The organism is Olleya sp. KKT75, from assembly GCF_055635485.1.
The window spans coordinates 877520-894718 of the sequence record NZ_CM145759.1 but is presented as its reverse complement, the minus strand read 5'-3'; the positions used below and the strand labels follow the sequence as shown (position 1 = coordinate 894718).

Genomic DNA, 17199 nt, shown 5'->3' with positions numbered 1-17199 from the left:
TTTTGGTTTAGTATTTAATTACTTTAACAGTTTGTCCGTCTTTAACACTACGTGCACCTTCTTTAATAAGTTCGGCACCATTTTCTATGTTTGATAACACTTCTATAACATCACCTTGCGTTCTTCCTGTTTTGATAATAACCTTGCTAACAACACCCTCGTCGTTATCCTTTTTGTTTTTTACAACATACACGTATTGTTCTCCTTCTGCATTTTCTGAGATAATGCTTTGTGGTACTAGGATGGCTTTCGTGTTTGTATAGTCGTTAATTTTAAGTCTTGCAGTTAAGTTAGGTTTGATACTTTTATCCTTGTTTGGTACATCAATCTCTACTTTAAACGTTCGGTTTGCAGGATTGATAATATCTCCAGCTTGACGGATTTTAGTATCTATTGTTTTTCCTAAAACAGGAAACTCAACCATTACATTTTTACCTTTAACGACATCTGCTACATAGCTTTCAGGGACATCAGTTTCAATATACATATTGCTTAAGTTTACAATCTGCATTAATGGTGTTTGACCAGCTCCAACAACACTTCCTTTTTCTGTAATAACATCATCTATAGTTCCACTAAATGGCGCTCTAACTGTTGTTTTATTAAGTTGTTGCTGTATTTGGTTAATAGCTTGTTGTTGCGCTTCGTAAGAAGATTTAGCTTGTAAAAACTGAATTTCGCTTCCAATTTTCTGATTCCATAAACGCTCTTGACGTTCAAAAGTTGTTTTAGCTAAGTTTGCTTGTATTTTATATTGAGCTAATTGTTGGCTTAATCCACCATCATCAATTTTAGCTAAAATTTGACCTTTAGAAACACGTTGCCCTTCTGTAACATATACGTTTGTAAGGATACCGCTAAACTCAGGTGTAATAGTTAAAAGGTTTTTGGTTGTTACGTTACCTTGTAACTCTAACACATGATTAAAGATCTCTTCTTTTGCAATAATGGTTGTTATTAGAGGAATGTTTTGTGTCGTATCTAATGTTTTAATACGGTCATCTAATAGTTTTATTTTAGAATGAATAGCATCTTGGTCTGCAACCAATGCAGCTCTTTTAGTTCTAATGTCTTCTAAGTTGTTTTTTTCTAGAACTTTTTCTACTGTATTTTTTTTATCTCCATTACAAGAGGCTAATAAAATAGCTAAAAAAGAAAGTGTTATTATATGTTTCATAATTAGTGTATGTAAAGGGATTAGTTAGTTGTGTTTAGTAAAGTATCTAGTTCTGCTTTTTTAGTAATAACATCTAACATGGTTTGAAGTAATTCTTGTTGTGCAGTATATAATTGTGTTTGTGCTTGTCTTAAATCGAAACTAGAGCCAATACCTTCAAAAAATTTAGTTTGATTTTTTTGTTCGATACGCTCTGCCAAGGTTAAGTTATCTTTTTTGTTTTGGTAATCTTCTATTGCAAATTGGTAATCGCTTTTAGCAGCATTTACTTGAAGATTTAGCATCTCTTCAGTTTCGGTAAGATTAATTTCTGCTTTTTCTAAATTGATTGCTGCACGTTGTGTTGCTGCGCTTCTCATTCCTGAGCTAAATATTGGCACATTTAAACTCACACCAAAAATAGAAGAACCAAACCATTTTTCTTGTGTATTTGTAAAGTTGAAAGACTCTCGGTTTCCTGTGTAAGCACCATTAATAAAAGCACTTAAACTTGGTAATGCTTTACTTTTTTCTAACTTGACTAATAGCTCTTTTGCTGTCTTATCGTTTTCGGCTATTTTGTAGTCAATATTATTTTCTACGTTGTTATCAGTATCTAGTACTTCTAATTTTATGTTTTGTAATGTTAGCGCATCTAAATCCTCAGTTAAAACAGTTTTGTCATTAATAGGTTTTCCGATAGTTAAATTTAGCATTTGGTAAGCTAAATCTCTTAAACGTGTGGTATTGTTTAATCTACTTTTTACGCTAGATAGTGTGATTTTTAATTGCTCTACACTTTCTTCTTCTTCTAAACCGTTTTCAAAAATCTTTGTTACTTCGTTTAGGTTTTTGTCCAAAACAGTAATATTTCGATTTAAAATCGAAATACTTTCTTCTGCCAATAAGACATTTCCGTAGGCATTAATTACCGCTTTTCTAACTTCTAAATCTGTTTTAGTTTTTGCGTTTTTAGAAATTTCTAAATACACTTTAGCAGATTGTAATCCCACAAGGTAAGACCCATCAAATAATAATTGACTTAAAGTAGCTGTACCAGTTAACGAGTGTCTTGATCCAACTTGTATGATTTGATCACCAAATACAAATACATTACGTTTTAATGCGTTTTGGTAATCTACTGCAGCACTAAGTTGTGGCAGTCCTGTTGCTGTAGTTTCCCATTTTTGCTTTATGGCTGCATCAATATCTAAAGCAGCATTTTTTACTGTTCGGTTATTTTCTAAAGCATAATTAATGGCCTCTTGTAAAGACAACTGTGTGGCAGTCTCTTGAGAATAGGCAATAGTGCTAAGAAGTAAACTAAATATTATTAGTATGTTTCTCATTATTTAGGATTGATTGTTAGTTATAAATTTGTTCAAAGTTTGTAACCCTTTATCGTTACAAATAGCTCTTAAATGGTATTCTAAATAGTTTTCCATTAAATACTCCATCGTAAATAATTCTGAAGGAAAAATGGTTTCATCCTTAATACCAGACATACCATTAAAATACATTCTAGAAATAAAATCCACATCAATATTTTTTCTAAATAAATCTGTGTCAACTCCTTTTTGTATACTTTCTTTTACGGAAACATGCATTTTCTCAAATTGTTTCATGCGTAATTGAAGGTGTATTTGTGGGTAGTATTTTTTTAGCTGAAACTGTGGTGATGTTTTTTCGTTTTTAAGATAATTCATTACAAACATCTTAATATCGTACAATTCTTCTATTGGATTATGCGATGCTTCGCAAATACAATCTATTCCATCACAAATATTATTAAACATATTTAGTGTGGTTGCTTCTACTAATTTAGTTTTATTAGCAAAATGCTGGTATATTGTTTTCTTAGAGATCCCTAATTCATTAGCAATGTCATCCATTGTAACACTCTTGAAACCAAGTGTTAAAAATAATTCTCCAGATTTATTTATAATTTTTTCTCTCATATTTGACTGCAAATATACAATAGGAAACTTTAAAAACAATAAAAGTTTCCAAAGTATTAGTCGTTTTTTAACATTGGCTTTTTACTAGAGTTTAGTTTGTTAGTACTATTTGCTTTATTTTTGCATGATGCAAAACATTTTATCATATCAATCTGCTTTTACAGATTACTTAGAAGGATACGCGTCACCTAAAGAACCAGAGAATTTATATAGTCCAATACACTATATTTTGCAATTAGGAGGAAAGCGATTACGCCCCGTGTTAACATTAATGACTGCCGAAATTTTTGGTATTGATTATAACAAAGCTTTAGATGCTGCTTTAAGTATTGAGGTGTTTCATAATTTTTCTTTAGTACATGATGATATTATGGATGATGCGCCTTTAAGAAGAGGGCAGCAGACAGTGCATGAAAAGTGGGACCTTAATACTGGTATTTTATCTGGAGATGCGATGTTGATTATGGCTTATCAGTTATTTGAAAACTATAACCCTATTACATTTCAGGCGTTAGCAAAGTTATTTAGTAAAACTGCTTTAGAGGTTTGCGAAGGACAACAATACGATGTTGATTTTGAAACTAGAGATGATGTCACTATCCCTGAGTATTTAAAAATGATTGAATACAAAACTGCGGTTTTGGTTGGAGCTGCCATGAAAATGGGTGCTATTGTTGCAGAAACGTCTGAAGAGAATCAGAATAATATTTATCAATTTGGTCGTTTATTAGGAATTGCATTTCAGTTACAAGACGATTATCTAGATGCTTTTGGTGATCCAGAAACCTTTGGTAAACAAGTGGGAGGAGACATCATTGAAAATAAAAAGACTTATTTATATTTAAAAGCCTTGGCTTTTTTAGATAAGAAAGATAGAATACAATTAGAGCAATTATTTTCAGTACAATTAGATGATAATTCAGATAAGATAGAAACAGTAAAACAGTACTTTATTACTTCGGGTTCTGCAAAAGCAACACAAGATGCTATAAAGGAATATACAGAAGAAGCCTTTAAAGTTTTAGATACACTTAGTATTGCTGATGATAAGAAAAGTTTATTAAAAACTTTTGGAACTAGTTTGATGACAAGAAGCGTATAATATAAATGAAATTACCTTCTACATTTAATCAATTAATAGACGAGGCAAACACTTTAGATCTCTATCAAAAATTAGTTTTACAACTTAATAAAGATTTTTTATACGCTAATATAGATTTGGATTTTGATCCAGATATTTTACCTAGTAGCTTAAAGTTATTATTGCACGAAACGGTTTATAAACTTATTCAGGAAAAATTTACAGAGTACCTAAACCTATTATACATCATAGATGTGTCTGAAGAGGTGATAAAACAATTGGATGGCAGTGATACGTTGCAATTGGCAGATCAGGTTTCTTTTTTAATCTTAAAAAGAGAATGGCAAAAGGTTTGGTTTAGACATAAATATTCTTAATAGGATAAATTAGTCCTATTTAAAAATATTAATTATCTTTGTGTAACTAATTAAGAATTATAATGTTTTCAAAAGCTTGCGAATACGGTATTAGAGCCTCGATTTTTATTGCTAAAAACTCGTTTGATGGCAAGCGCGTTAGCCCTAAAGAAATTGCAGCGGAAATTGATTCGCCTCAAGCTTTTACAGCTAAAATTTTACAAGCATTAGTTAAAAATAACATTGTTAACTCTGTAAAAGGAGCTTACGGTGGTTTTGAAATTGATAAAAAAGACATTGCTTTAATTAAGTTATCTCAAGTGGTTGAGGCTATAGACGGAGATGCTGTTTATAGTGGCTGTGGTTTGGGCTTAAGTAAGTGTGACGAAAATCATCCTTGTCCGGTACATGATAAATTTAAGGTTATAAGAGATGGACTTAAAGTGATGTTAGAAACTACTAATTTAGAAGAATTGGCACTGGGTATAAAATCTGGAGCCTCGTTTTTAAAGACCTAAAAAAAATTTAAACATAAATAGGATAGATTTATCCGAAATAGAATCGATATGGAAACATTACATGAAAATAGTCAAAAAGAGATTGGGCAATTTGTAGCCGAAGATTTTAGAACAGCAGCGCTTTTTAGTAAGTATAAAATAGATTTTTGTTGTAGAGGAAACAGGACGGTAGAGGAGGTGTGTACTAAAAATAATATTGATAGTAATTTATTGTTAGATGAATTGGATGCTATCATGCGAAGCACTACTGGTCAAAATATAGATTATCAATCTTGGCCTATAGATTTGTTAGTGGATTATATCCAAAAGAAACACCACCGTTATGTTGAAGAAAAAACACCTATACTACGTCAGTTTTTAGATAAATTATGCAAAGTACATGGTGCAAATCATCCAGAATTATTTAAAATAAACGACTTGTTTACTGCGTCTGCTGGCGAATTGGCATCACACATGAAAAAAGAGGAATTGATCTTGTTTCCGTTTATAAAGAAAATGGTTAAAGTTAAATTAAGCAATGGTGTTTTACAAGCGCCGGCTTTTGGTAGTGTAGAGAGTCCTATTGCTATGATGATGCATGAGCATGATAATGAAGGTGTCCGATTTAGAGAAATAGCTAAATTAACAGCAGATTACACGCCACCTGCAGATGCTTGTAATACCTATAAAGTAACGTATGCTATGTTAGATGAATTTGAAAAAGATTTACATCTACATATTCATTTAGAAAATAATATTTTATTTCCAAAAGCTAAAGCATTGGAAGCTCAGCTTGAGAACTAGTAGTCTAGTCTACTGTAACACGGAAAAAGCCCATAACACGTAATGTTATGGGCTTTTTTAATGGTATTTGTTAAAATTAGAAGACTACAGATACATTCATGTAAAAATTGCGTCCTTGTCTTTGTATGTTATTCCAATCTGCGTAGGTAGAATATGTTGTGTCCAAAATGTTTTCTACACCATATTTTAGTATAAACTTGTTGGTGTCAAGGAAAAACACATGTCCTAAGTTGAGGTTTAAAACAGAGTATGACGGTGTTTCGTCTTCGCCATAAAAATTACTGTAATTACTTTGGTTTCCATTACCCTCTAATTGTAAAGCTGCATTAAAGGTTTTAATGTTATAGTTTAATTCAGCTAAATAAGAAAACGGTTTTATTAATGGTAAATTCTTGTTATTACTGCCTTTTCCATAATTATAACCAACACTTGCATTTGCCGAGATGGTATTGCTGAATTTGTAAGATGTATTTACATACATATCAAAAATAGAAGCGTTTGGTAACGCATTATAAACACGTACGCCATTGGCTCCAATAGTCATTGGACTTAATGTTGTGTCTATGTCTCCTATGATATAATCCATTAAATAGAAGTAAGACGATTCTAATCCAATAGTGAAATTGTTAAAATTATAATCAGCTTTAAAATTAGCTTCAATAGCTTTTTCGTTTTTTAAGGTTGGGTTTCCTATGTTATCATAATTATCAAAACTATTATATAAGAAAAAGCCATAGCCTTCGCTAACAGAAGGCGCTCTTTCTCCGTAGCCTACTCCAAATGAATAGTTTGATTTTTCTTTTTTTAAATTATAATTTGAAGAAAAGCTAGTTAAAAATCTACTTTTGGTAGCGTCTATTTCTGGGTAAAAAATCTGTAAACTTTCTAATCCAACCGCTTTTGCTATTTTGTTGCGGTGGTATCCTAATCTTAGTGATGTTACAATTGTTTCTTGATTATTTAACGCATAGCTATCTTTTGCATAAATACCAGTGTACAATGTTCTAATATCTGGCCAAGTATACATAAACATGGCAGGTTGGTCAGAGTCGTTTGGATACATGGTCATTTCTGCTAAAGCCCGGTTGTAAAACCCGTTAAAATTAAATGCTAATTGGTGTTTATTAACCTGTGCGGTTGCTTTGCTATAAAACCCATAGGTATCACTCCAACCTGGCATATCCATTCTAATTGGGACATCAGGACGTTTTGAGTCGTCCATTATATGTGTAATAGTATTAAAATATAGCTTGGTTTCTAAGGTTTTAATAAACGTAGAGTCGTTGCTGTAATTATGGGTTATAGATGTAATTAAAGCTTCAGCCAAAGATACATCCATTGGTAATGCGGGATAACCAACGTCTGTTGCTTTATCGTAAATTATGTGAGCATCAAAAGACTGGTTTTCGGATAGTTTGTAGCCTGTTTGAAGCGAGACATTAAATTTTTCGAATTGAGAATATAATATTTCTTTACTATTTCCGGCATCATAATTATCCGATTTACGGTAAATTCCGTCAGCATTAATATAAAATTTGTTTCCAGAATATTCTACGTCTAAGCCTCCGGTTTTATAGTTTCCGTTAGTTTCATAACCTACATCAGCACTAGTTTTTAGTCCAGATTCAAAGTATTTAGATTTTGGAATTTGTAAATCAATGTTTCCTCCAACACAATGTCCATTTTCTGTGCCTTCTTGTCCTGATCCAATACTAACTTTTTCTAAGTTAGAGACATCTACGTAAGATGTAATGGGATCCATTTTATCTGTACAAGCACCAAATATTTGCATACCATCAATGGTAACACTTAAGCGATCACTTGTCATATTATTGATGGAAGGCTCCCAAGCATAATTACCACGTTTAATCATGGTTATTTTGTTTGATTTTTCTAGAAACTCATCAATACTGGATAATGTTTTTTCTTGTCGGTAGTTACTTAGTTTTCGTCTCCCTAAAACAATAACCTCTTCTAACTTTGTAGTATCTTTTTTTGTAAAAGTGGTGTCTTCTTGAGCAAATGTAAATCCGCTAAAAAATAAGCTGATACTAAATATTATAAACTTTTTCATTAGTATTTTATTTAAACAGACACACTACAAACTAATGTGTCTGTTATCATTTTTGAAGTCGGTTTTGAGTTAAAACTCTAGCTCTAAGTATAATGAGCTTTGTGTGTTTTCTTCGGTAACATCTTCACCTTTTAAAACCTCACCATTGGTGTTTAGTAGTTTTAAATTAAGTACCCAATAGCCAGTCATTGTTAATGCTAAATCAGCATTGTACATTTGTTCTGCACTGTTATAAGTTAAATCCGTGTTGTTAGGCGATGTGTGATTACCCATACCTGGCATTCTTGGATCTAGTGTTATTGTAAAGTCTTCTACCACTGGAAATGTCATCATGTTTTCCATTTTGAAAAGCCCAACTTTTAGATCGTTAATCGCAATTTTAGGGTCGTTTGGCTCTACTAAAGCAACAATGTATCTGCTATCATAACTTCCCATAAAACTTGCAGAATTTTGATTGTCATTTTGCAGTACTGTAATCGCGTCTGTAACGGTATAATCTATTCCGTTAATGGTGTAGTTTACTGTTAGAGACCATCCAGAGCCATCAAGATTAGTCATTTGGTAGATTATAAAACCATCGTAAACCGTATCTTTTCCTAACGTTTTGGTTATTGTAGATTTAGGTGAAGAATGTTCCATGGTTGGCATCTGCATCATTGGTATCCAAGATAAATTAGCATCTTCAACATAGCTGTTTGTAGCGTTGTTAATAACTCTTAGGCTTATAGCGTTGTAACCGGTTTTAAATTGACCAGTCGTATTAAATAACTCGATGGTATGAGTGTCATTAATTAGATCCTGAATTTTTGTTAGTCCTGTAACTTCGTTTGTGATTCCTGAGTCATCGTCGTCATTGTCTGAAGAACAAGACACGTTTAATAATGCGATAAAAAGGATTGGAAATATATATTTAAGTTTCATTTTTTTTCTTTTTTGTATTTAAAATTATGCTAAAAACTTCCTGCTAACGTCATAAAATGAGTTAGAATGAGAGTAAAATCAAAATGATTTTTAATCGAAAAAAATTAACTAAAATTTGGTGGAGGTGTGTCTATGTCTAGATACATTTTTGAGACTTTTAAATCAGAAAAATGAATATTTTGTTTTAATACGATTGGTTCTATTGGCTTTGTTTCCAAAGTAAAAATACTTGCAGGACAATACACATCTAGACTGATGCGCTTAGTCTCTTGTAATGGTATGTCAGGGTCATACTCAGGGTTGTTTTCTGTAAGCTCTTTACGTAATTGGCATTTTCCATTACACCCTTTTTGATCTTCTTTTTGGACGCAAAGTGTTTTTGCAATTTGGTCTTGATTTATCACAAAATCAGTAACAATAACCATAGTATTTATATTATTAGCTAATAATATAAATACTAAAACAAACGTGGTTATTTTTGCTGTTATAGCTGAAATCATAGTACAAATTTAGAAATTGTTATGTGATTTAAACATGATTATTGTCATAGAACCATTTAGGTTTATGATGAGTATGTGAGACTTAGAAATCTTTCTTTTTAGATTTGTATATAATTCTAGAAACGGGTAATACAACCCAAACAGAAAGCATTACAAAGGATACTATTAATCCCACATTAGTCCCGAAAAATTGTTTGAAAACAGCGCCAGTATAGCCTAGTAAAGCAGAGATGTCTAGTTTTAAAAGTATTAAAGTTCTTGATAAATCTATAGGATTTAACATGGTGCCTATTAGTGATAGTTTATCTAAAGGATAGTCTTCAAACATAATAAGTGTCATTAAAAATAAGCCATCGTAAATTACTGCTAGAAATAACCAAAGTAAAATAGCATAACCAAACCCTTTAATCTTGTTCTCGTTAGATAGTGCAATATTAAAAGCTAATGCAGTAAAAATTAGAGTTAAAAATGTACCGGTAATTATTAATAATGAAAAATCCCAGATAGCACTACTTTGAAACAGTCCGTAAAACACAAACGGAATCCCTAATCCTAAAATTAAACTCATAGATAACGATAGGGCAACACCTAAATATTGTCCCATAAAAATGGAGGATCGTTTTAATGGTTGTGCTAATAATAGTTCCGTAAATTCTTTATTGTTATAGTAATACATAACACCAAAAATGGTTCCAATTAGTGGTACTAAAACAATGATAACATTCATTAATGTAATGACGGCTTTTGATAAGTCGTTATTTAAAAACAATAACACAATACCAAGTAGTAAATAAAATGCAAAGTAGACGTAACTCCAGCGACTACGCATTAAGTCGTAAAAACTATATTTTAATATTTTAAGCATGATTATCGGTTAATATAGACGCAATTGCATGCTCAAAATCGGGCTGCTGTGTCTTGGTTTTTAATTCTGAAATTGAGCCTTTAAAGTATATTTTACCTTCTAGGATAAATACAATTTCATCTGATATTTCTTCAACAAAACTCATAATGTGTGAGGTGATAAGTATTGTTTTTCCTTTTGCTTTTTCGGCTTTAATTAAATCTTTTAATCGTATTAATGATATTGGATCTAAACCAGTAGTGGGTTCGTCTAAAATAATTAATGGACTATTAAACATAAACGTTAATACTAGATTAACTTTTTGCTTTGTTCCTCCAGATAAATTACCTAGTTTTTTATCTAAAAAAGGTTCTAATTTAAACAGATCTATCAGACGTTGGTCTTCTGAAGTTGGTTTACGTAAATCCTTAATCATTTTGATTAATTCTTTTACTTTTAAATTACTGGGGAAGTTTGCTATTTGTGGCAGATAGTCAATTTTATGCCTGTATTCTGGATTTTTTTTAATGTTTTCTCCAAGGACTGTTATGTCACCTTTATTAGGGATTACCATGCCCAAAATGGCTTTAATCAATGTTGTTTTTCCTGAACCATTTGGTCCTAGTACAGCAAAAATTCCGCCTTCACTAATGCTCAAGTCTACACCGCTTAATACTTGGTTTTTTCCGAACTTTTTATGTAAATTTTGAATGGTTACCATGTTATTTTTTTTATTAGCGGGTTATTATCTAGTAAATTGTCTGGCGTAAATACTGGCGACACTTTTTCTGAAAAATCAATGATATCTATAAACATACTACGCAGTAAAATGATAGTCTCTGGTGTGCGATTCACGATGTAAGAAAACAGTTTTACAGGTCTGTAAGGAACGTCTCCAACACCATTTTTGTCTAAGTCATAACCGGTGTAATTACTCCAGTAATTTTTATCAAAAACATTATCGTTAACATTACTGTTGTAAGCAATGTCAAAGGAATTGTATAAAAAATTGTTTTCCGTAAATGTATTAGTATAACAAGCCCCTTTTACTTTGATGGCCCATCCGTTATTTGAAAAATTATTGTGTTTATAAATAATACGGTTAGAACCCTCTATGTTGATTCCGATGGTATTGTCTTCAAAAGTATTACCTATGATTTCGGCATCATTTATTTCTTTTAATAGCATGCCGTAAGAAGCTGTTCCCCAGTTTTCTTTAAAAAGATTATTGTACATTTTTATGCGCTTTGAAAACATAACAGCGACACCTGCACCATTATTTTCAAAGGTATTGTCTTGGTAGATGTCATCGTTAGAAAACATAAAGTGTAATCCATAACGTACATTTAGGGTGCTCGTGTTGTTTTTGATAAGGCATCCGTCAGAAAATTCTAAATAAATACCATCTCTAACATGCTCTACATAATTATGTTCAATTTGGATGTTTTTACTATACCATAGTTGGATTCCGTTTCCGGAATTGTACTCTTTTACAGCATCACCAATAATTTTGTTATGATATATTTTGCCATCTCTTGATTTTTCAATGTAAATACCAAAAAATAATTTTTCAAGGACTAGATTCTGAATTACAAAATTTTTGCTATTTCTTACTCTAATAGCTGCATAATCTTCCGTATAACTTGTACCTACATTTATTATAAATAATCCATCAACTGTAACATTGTCTGCTTTTATGATGATGATCTCACCTTTAGATTCTCCATCAATTACAGGGTAGTTTTTACCAATAATAGTCAATGGTTTGTCTATAATAATAGCATGTTCTTTATACGTCCCTTTTTTTATAATAATAGTATCAAAGTCTTTTGCTTGACTTATAGCTTTCTTTACAGTGTTAATAGGGCATGTTTTACACACTTCAATAGTTTGTGCAATAGCGGTGTTAACCATAAATATGGCTAACAAAATAAGGCTTGAATATTTCATGTGCCTAGTTTTTTAAATGCGCTAATACTTGTGTCCAAGAATATAACTCACCGCCTTTCTCAGCTTTTATTTTTTCGGCTTCCCCCTTAGTTTTAAAAGCAGTCAAAAATGCACCCATTGGGCTTGGAATACTTTTACTAATTAAAAAAGTGGCTTGTTTAGCATCGGTAAGAGCTTCTGGTTCTGAGAAATGATTCGTCAAGTATAATTCTATTTCTGAAGTATCAAATTCATCAAAATAATTAACCATACACTCCGTTGCATCAAATTTGTATGTTTTACCTTTTTTGGTAACAAACTCTGCAGCGTGCACTTTATCTACGATGGTCATTTTACAAAAGTGACAACCATCGCTACCATATGCTATGGCTTTTGGAGAGACATTACAACTTGTAAAAATAAGGAGTAATAAGACTGGTAAATAGTGTTTTAGTGTTTTCATTGTTTTAGTGTTTTGAAAATATAAAATTACTATGTTGTTTTCTTGATACTTGTTTTTCGGCCTAACCAAAAAGCAACAAGTGTTAAGGACATACCTACAAACATTAGATATCCTCCTGTATGTGGTAAAGAAGTAACATCAAAGTTTAATAGTTTTTTAAAACCAATTAGTGGTGGTTTATATGACATTGGTGACCCATCAGGATTGGTAACTTTTATAATAGCGTGTGGATCTAGATTACCACCGTAATCCACTAGCCAATTATTAAAGTCATACATGCCCAATATACCTAGGACAGACATTAAAATAAACCACCCTAAAAAAAACTTGTAGCTTACTTTGTCTAAAAATCCTAAAATACCAATTATAATACCTAGAAGTGCCATTCCGAATATTACTTTTGGAAACATGGAGAACTCCCACATTTCGTCAGCTTTAGGTATAGTTTTCATACCTATGTAGTGATTTAATCCGTCAATGTTTTGTAAATCAAATTCTGATACGCCTTTAATACCGTCAATATATATATTCATCCCTAATGGGTCTGGATATTGAGGTGCTCCAAGCATAATGTTCCATAACGGAAATTTAAAAAGCCCTAATAACAGTAATGAACCTATAATCATTATAATGCTAGCCTTTTTCATGATAAGTTGTATTTAATGTAGTAATCAGTGAGGTTTCTGTGTAAACAGAATAAAGTGTTTTAAAAAAGAAAGGCGAGAGCGAAAATTCAACTCTCGCCTTAATTAGAGAAATAAACACTAAAACAAAATTTCTCTAATTTTATAATAATTAGTTATTCGATATCTTCACCTAGAGACCACTTAATTGGTGTGTCTGAATCAGCTGCAGATACCCTAATGTAACCTTGCATTTCTTGGTGTAATGCAGAGCAGAAATCTGTACAGTAAAATGGCCATACACCAACTTGTTTAGGTTCCCAAACAGATGTTTTTGTTTGTCCTGGCATTACTAGTAACTCTGAATTATTTTGTCCTATTACCGCAAATCCGTGTGGGACATCAAAATCTTGCTCTAAGTTAGTTACGTGGAAGTATACTTTATCTCCAACTTTTATCCCTTCAATATTGTCAGGTGAGAAGTGACTTCTAATAGTTGTTAAGTATATGTGTACCTCTTTACCTTCTCTAACAACCTTAGTGTCTGCATCAGATTTTGCAGCATATGGATGCTTGTTATCTGCTAGTTTATAGATTTTTTGAGATTGCTCCTTTATAATACTTGCTTCCATTGCAGCAGCGTAATGTGGCTCTCCATGCGTTGGGAAATCTAATAATAGCTCCATTTTGTCTCCAGAGATATCATACAACTGTGCTGAGTGTTCCATCTCTGGACCCGTTGGTAAATATCTATCTTTAGTAATCTTATTCATGGCAAACATGTATTTACCTTGTGGTTTTCCAGAGTTTCCTCCAGGGATTGTTAAGTGACCAACAGAGTAATAAGTAGGTTTTCTATCGATAACTTCCCATGTTCCTAGTTTCCATTTTACAACTTCAGAAGAAATAAAGAATGTCGTATATGCATTTCCTTTTCCATCAAATTCAGTGTGTAATGGTCCTAATCCTGCTTGGTCTACAACGCCTGCTAACACATCTTCAAAGTTTAAAATAGGTATTCCGTAAGCTTCACCTGCAAATTTTTCATTTTTAATAGCATCTAACATTTTTGTAAATGAATGCACTGTTACGTTTGCCGATAATTTACCATTACCTACAATGTATTCTCCAGAAGGATCTACAGCACAACCATGAGGTGATTTTGGTGTTGGAATAAAATAAACAGCTCCAGGAACATCGATTGGGTTTACAACACGAACTTCTTTTTTCATTGTAGATGTCGCTGTATGTGTGTCCTCATCATATACATTATGTGCATAATTAGCAGGCATCATTGTTCCACCACCATTATTTACATACTCTTCAATTTTTTTCCAGTTAATAGCAGCAATAAAATCTTTATCATTTTGTGACGCATTAACTTCTAAAAGGGTATTAGCCTCTTCTGTATTATACGTTGTAAAGAAAAACCAACCATGAGATTTTCCACGTCCAGGGTGCGATAAATCGTAGTTAAAACCTGGCATTAGGATTTGGAATTTAATATCCATGTTACCTGTTTCTGGCGCTACGCTAATAAAAGATAAGGACCCTTTAAAGTTTCCTTTGTAGTCCTTAATTGGCATATCACGTTGTGGAATTGGCACAGAAAAACGTGTTCCTGCAACAACATACTCTGTGTTTTCTGTTACAAAAGAAGAACTGTGATTACCTGCACTATTAGGTACTTCAATAATTTCTTCGGTTTCAAATGTGGTAAGACTAAGTCTTGCAATACGTGGAGTGTTGTTTTCATTTATAAATAACCAACGACCATCTAATTCTCCTTTTGATTGAGAGATATCTGGATGATGCGCATCTCCCCAAGGGATAAATCCGTGAGAGGTGTTTAACATTGGTTTTGTTTCTTCAGAATATCCATAACCAGAGGTTGGAAATTGAGAAAAGACAGGGATTTCTTTAAACATTCTACCAGAAGGTAGACCGTATACTGTTACGTTACCACTATATCCACCTGATAAGAAGGCATAATGCGAGTCGTACTCTCCGGGAGCAACATAGACGCGTTCGGCTACGTTACTAGCTAATGCTCCAGATTTACCACCTGAGTTATTACCTTTGTTGCAGCTTGTAAATCCTATTAGGATAACTAGCATTGCAATACTTGATGTTATTATATTTTTCATCGTTTAAACTGTTTTAGTTAGTGTTTTAGTTATTCTGTTGGCGGTAATAAAACTTTATCTATGATGTGTACTATTCCGTTTCCGGCTTTGACACTACCTAGTATTTTAGCGCCTCCAATCATTGGTTCTCCGTCTACTACTTCTACTTTTACGTAGTCATTATTAGCTTGTCCTAATTTTTTAAACTTCTTTAAGAAATCTTTAGAGTAGTTTCCTGGTGTTACATGGTATTTTAAAATATTTGCTAAAGCCGCTTTGTTTTCTGGCTTCAATAAATGTTCTACAGTGCCTTCTGGTAATGCTGCGAAAGCAGCGTTAGTTGGAGCAAATACCATTAATGGTCCTGCATTAACTAACACGTTTTCTAATTGTGCCGCTTGGACAGCAGCAACTAAAGTGGTGTGGTCTTTAGAGCCCATTGCTATGCTTAAAACCGTTGTGCTTCCAGCATCTTTAATAAAGGCTTGCCCTGTTCTTTCTTTACTGTCACTTTTAGTTTCTTGGTCTGTTGTTGTTTCACTCGTACCGTTAGTTTCGTTTTTACAAGCGTATAAGGTTAGCGTGATAGCAAAAACAAAAAGCAATTGTTTAATTAATTTCATAATAGATTAATTAAGTGTTCTGAAATATTCTAGGACCGCTCTTGCTTCTTTTTCAGTAAGGCCTTGATTTGCCATAGGAGAACCATTAAATTCCATTAATAATTCTTTAGCTAAAGGGTCTTCTTTTACCATTTGTTCAGGATTTAAAATCATATTCATAACCCATTCTGGAGTACGACGCTCTAATATCCCTGTTGGAGGTGGTCCAATAAATTTTTTGTTTGTTCTGTGACAAGCAGTACACATTTTTTTATAAACGTCTGCGCCATGAGTTGCCATAGTTTGGTCTATTTCTGCAGCTAGTGTTACCGCTTTTATTGGTCCTATACCTTTATTAGTTAGGTCTACTTGTTTAGATGGAGGTGTTTTTTCTGCTTTTGGTGCAGTTGTTTTTTCCGTAGTTTCTTTTTTCTTATAAGAAAAGCCTTCTTTTTTCTTTTCTTCTTTACCACCACAACTGATTAGCATGGTAATAAATAATACAGTCATTAATTTTAGTGTTGTCTTCATAATATATTAGTTTTATTGGACAAAAATACAGACATAATAAACCTTAAAATATGATATAAGTCATATTTAGGATAAATTTGTCTTAATTAAAAACAAAAGCTATTTGGGCATAAAAAAACCTTTCTACAATAGTGTAAAAAGGCTTGTTTATTAGGTGTTTATGATGTTTGTTTGGCGGCTAAAAGAATACTCTTACAAATGGAACCAAGGCGTTAGCGTATATGCTTTTAGAGTCGTCAAAAAGCACATCGTAACGTACACCAATAGTTACATTATTTGTGGTGTAACCAGCGCCAATAAATAAGGACGGTACCCAATATGTGTCATCAGCAAATGCAGGATTATCAAAATTTCTATTCACATGATTTTGTTCAAATTCACCTGACAATTGTATGTCTCTAATAGGACTGTATAAACCAAGAATGCTAGCTCCTAAAATAGTAGATTTGTAAACGTTTTTACTTTTATTATAAGTTCCGTTTAATCCAACACCTAAAGCAAAAGCGTTATCAAATTGATAAATAGCAGTGGGTGCTAATGTTGCACTAAAAAAGTTACTTCCGGTACTTAAACCTAATCCTCCTCCAAAACGGACATTTTTCCAAAATTCGCTTTTTTCTTGTGGTAAATTATCTTGCGCATTTGCAAAAGTCATAAAAAAACAGGATAATATTGATAATATGATAATTTTAGGACTGTTAAATGATTCTATTTTCATAATAATTAATTTTGGT

Annotated in this window: 19 protein-coding genes; 4 read left to right on the top strand and 15 right to left on the bottom strand. The window is 32.4% G+C overall.

The genetic code is table 11. The features are described from left to right. Window positions 1-7: 7 nt before the first annotated feature. From ACZ2G2_RS04030 to ACZ2G2_RS04020, 3 genes are read right to left on the bottom strand one after another with little or no spacing between them, the layout of a single operon-like run. Window positions 8-1177 carry an efflux RND transporter periplasmic adaptor subunit gene (locus tag ACZ2G2_RS04030; RefSeq protein ID WP_090838138.1) on the bottom strand — a complete coding sequence of 390 codons (1170 nt, stop codon included), beginning with the start codon at window positions 1175-1177 and terminating at the stop codon, window positions 8-10. Window positions 1178-1197: 20 nt separating this feature from the next. Continuing rightward, window positions 1198-2505 (bottom strand): TolC family protein, encoded by a 1308-nt coding sequence (locus ACZ2G2_RS04025; protein WP_470394095.1) that lies wholly within the window; start codon window positions 2503-2505, stop codon window positions 1198-1200. A gap of 3 nt (window positions 2506-2508) precedes the next feature. Beyond that, a complete protein-coding gene (locus tag ACZ2G2_RS04020) occupies window positions 2509-3114 on the bottom strand; it encodes a TetR/AcrR family transcriptional regulator (RefSeq protein ID WP_090838134.1) in 606 nt (201 codons plus the stop codon). Window positions 3115-3241: 127 nt separating this feature from the next. Between ACZ2G2_RS04020 and ACZ2G2_RS04015 the strand changes: the two genes are divergently transcribed. The 4 genes from ACZ2G2_RS04015 (at window position 3242) to ric (ending at window position 5852) form a co-directional block, all read left to right on the top strand. Further along, window positions 3242-4216 (top strand): polyprenyl synthetase family protein, encoded by a 975-nt coding sequence (locus ACZ2G2_RS04015; protein WP_090838132.1) that lies wholly within the window; start codon window positions 3242-3244, stop codon window positions 4214-4216. Between the two features lie 5 nt (window positions 4217-4221). Next, a complete protein-coding gene (locus ACZ2G2_RS04010) occupies window positions 4222-4572 on the top strand; it encodes a hypothetical protein (protein WP_470394093.1) in 351 nt (116 codons plus the stop codon). A 62-nt stretch (window positions 4573-4634) separates the two neighbouring features. Next, window positions 4635-5069, top strand: coding sequence for an RrF2 family transcriptional regulator (locus tag ACZ2G2_RS04005; RefSeq protein ID WP_090838128.1), 435 nt, complete (start codon window positions 4635-4637; stop codon window positions 5067-5069). Between the two features lie 48 nt (window positions 5070-5117). Next, window positions 5118-5852 (top strand): iron-sulfur cluster repair di-iron protein, encoded by a 735-nt coding sequence (gene ric / locus ACZ2G2_RS04000; protein WP_101204141.1) that lies wholly within the window; start codon window positions 5118-5120, stop codon window positions 5850-5852. Between the two features lie 76 nt (window positions 5853-5928). Here the strand turns inward: ric and ACZ2G2_RS03995 are convergent, their stop codons facing one another. The 12 genes from ACZ2G2_RS03995 to ACZ2G2_RS03940 form a co-directional block, all read right to left on the bottom strand. After that, window positions 5929-7926, bottom strand: coding sequence for a TonB-copper family protein (locus ACZ2G2_RS03995; protein WP_470394091.1), 1998 nt, complete (start codon window positions 7924-7926; stop codon window positions 5929-5931). Between the two features lie 69 nt (window positions 7927-7995). Beyond that, window positions 7996-8847 carry a hypothetical protein gene (locus ACZ2G2_RS03990; protein ID WP_470394090.1) on the bottom strand — a complete coding sequence of 284 codons (852 nt, stop codon included), beginning with the start codon at window positions 8845-8847 and terminating at the stop codon, window positions 7996-7998. Between the two features lie 104 nt (window positions 8848-8951). Continuing rightward, complete coding sequence (locus ACZ2G2_RS03985) at window positions 8952-9347, bottom strand: hypothetical protein (protein ID WP_470394089.1); 396 nt, start codon at window positions 9345-9347, stop codon at window positions 8952-8954. A gap of 82 nt (window positions 9348-9429) precedes the next feature. Further along, window positions 9430-10212 carry an ABC transporter permease gene (locus tag ACZ2G2_RS03980; RefSeq protein WP_090838117.1) on the bottom strand — a complete coding sequence of 261 codons (783 nt, stop codon included), beginning with the start codon at window positions 10210-10212 and terminating at the stop codon, window positions 9430-9432. Then, window positions 10205-10912 (bottom strand): ABC transporter ATP-binding protein, encoded by a 708-nt coding sequence (locus ACZ2G2_RS03975; RefSeq protein ID WP_101204137.1) that lies wholly within the window; start codon window positions 10910-10912, stop codon window positions 10205-10207. The genes ACZ2G2_RS03980 and ACZ2G2_RS03975 overlap by 8 nt, the downstream gene beginning before the upstream one ends. Then, complete coding sequence (locus ACZ2G2_RS03970; RefSeq protein ID WP_470394087.1) at window positions 10906-12141, bottom strand: nitrous oxide reductase family maturation protein NosD; 1236 nt, start codon at window positions 12139-12141, stop codon at window positions 10906-10908. The genes ACZ2G2_RS03975 and ACZ2G2_RS03970 overlap by 7 nt, the downstream gene beginning before the upstream one ends. 4 nt (window positions 12142-12145) lie before the next feature. Further along, window positions 12146-12583, bottom strand: a complete 438-nt coding sequence (locus ACZ2G2_RS03965; RefSeq protein ID WP_470394086.1) for a nitrous oxide reductase accessory protein NosL — start codon at window positions 12581-12583, stop codon at window positions 12146-12148. 29 nt (window positions 12584-12612) lie between these two features. Continuing rightward, window positions 12613-13230: a hypothetical protein gene (locus tag ACZ2G2_RS03960; protein WP_470394085.1), complete on the bottom strand. Its 618-nt coding sequence runs from the start codon at window positions 13228-13230 to the stop codon at window positions 12613-12615. Between the two features lie 152 nt (window positions 13231-13382). After that, window positions 13383-15353, bottom strand: coding sequence for a Sec-dependent nitrous-oxide reductase (nosZ, locus tag ACZ2G2_RS03955; protein ID WP_218701319.1), 1971 nt, complete (start codon window positions 15351-15353; stop codon window positions 13383-13385). Window positions 15354-15382: 29 nt separating this feature from the next. Continuing rightward, window positions 15383-15955: a fasciclin domain-containing protein gene (locus tag ACZ2G2_RS03950; RefSeq protein ID WP_470394083.1), complete on the bottom strand. Its 573-nt coding sequence runs from the start codon at window positions 15953-15955 to the stop codon at window positions 15383-15385. A 6-nt stretch (window positions 15956-15961) separates the two neighbouring features. Next, window positions 15962-16465, bottom strand: a complete 504-nt coding sequence (locus ACZ2G2_RS03945; RefSeq protein ID WP_470394081.1) for a c-type cytochrome — start codon at window positions 16463-16465, stop codon at window positions 15962-15964. A gap of 178 nt (window positions 16466-16643) precedes the next feature. Beyond that, complete coding sequence (locus ACZ2G2_RS03940; RefSeq protein ID WP_198551081.1) at window positions 16644-17183, bottom strand: alpha-ketoglutarate decarboxylase; 540 nt, start codon at window positions 17181-17183, stop codon at window positions 16644-16646. Window positions 17184-17199 lie beyond the last annotated feature (16 nt).